1 protein-coding gene is annotated in these 1,043 nt (G+C 69.7%); it reads left to right on the top strand.

All coding sequences use genetic code 11. From position 1 onward, the window contains the following. Positions 1 to 245: 245 nt before the first annotated feature. The coding region (locus ABZZ20_RS36900) for an IS110 family transposase (protein ID WP_356877448.1) at positions 246 to 1,043 on the top strand (798 nt) is incomplete at its 3' end.

Raw genomic sequence — 1,043 nt, 5'->3', positions numbered from 1 at the left:
GCTCATTAGAGGACCATCCCTTCTGCAGCCCTCACGGGTAGGGTTGTGACCTCTCGGTCCTGGTGGGTGCACGGCCATGTGTGCGAGCCGTTCGACGGCCAGCATGAGTTCCGCCGGCCCCGCCGGGCCGAGGCCGTCTGATCGGCTTCAGGGACACGCCCCGCAGAGGGCCGATTAATGAGCTCCCGGCAGACGACCTCACCACCGGGCAGGTGCTCCTCGAACGACGTTGGAGTACGACGCACGTGTTCATCGGATGGGACTGGGCAACCGACACGCACGACGTGACGGTCATGGACGACACCGGCAAGCGCATCGACCGATGGGAACTGGCCCACACCGAGGAAGGATTCGCCAGGACCCTGGCCCGGCTGCGCAAGCACGGCGACCCGGCGGATCTGCCTGTCGCTATCGAGACCACCCGGGGCCTGGCCGTGGACCGGCTGCTGGCCGCCGGCCACCCCATCGTGCCGGTGCACCCGAACGCCTTCCACGCGATGCGGGCGCGCTGGGGGGCCTCCAAGGCCAAGACCGACGCCGGCGACAGCATGAAACTCGCCGACTACCTGCGCACCGACGGCCACCTGCTGCCCCGCCTGGAGCCCACCGAGGAGGCCACCCTCGATCTGCAGGCCCTCACCCGCACCCGGGCCGACCACATCGAGGCCAAGATCGCCGCCGTCAACCAGCTCGCCGCCCTGCTCGATGAGCACTGGCCCGGCGGCAAGACGGTCTTCGCCAACCTCGACAGCGACATCGCCACGGCCTTCCTGGAGCGATACCCCACCCCGGCCTCCGCCGCCAAGCTCACCGCCGGACGCCTCGAAGCCTGGTGCAAGCGCCGCGGCTACTCCGGCAAGAAACCCGGCAGCGTCCTCATCGAACGACTCCGCTCCGCCCCGCAGGCGGCCTCCCGCCTCAGCGAGACCGTCGCCGGACAGCTCGTCCGCGTCCAGGTCCAGCTGGTGCAGGGCATACGCGCCACCATCCGCACCCTGGACAAAGCCATCGCCGAGGCCGCCGAACGTCACCCTTACGCATCG

The organism is Streptomyces sp. NPDC006430, from assembly GCF_040612395.1.
Lineage (GTDB): Bacteria > Actinomycetota > Actinomycetes > Streptomycetales > Streptomycetaceae > Streptomyces.
This window is presented reverse-complemented; position numbering and strand designations above follow the sequence as displayed.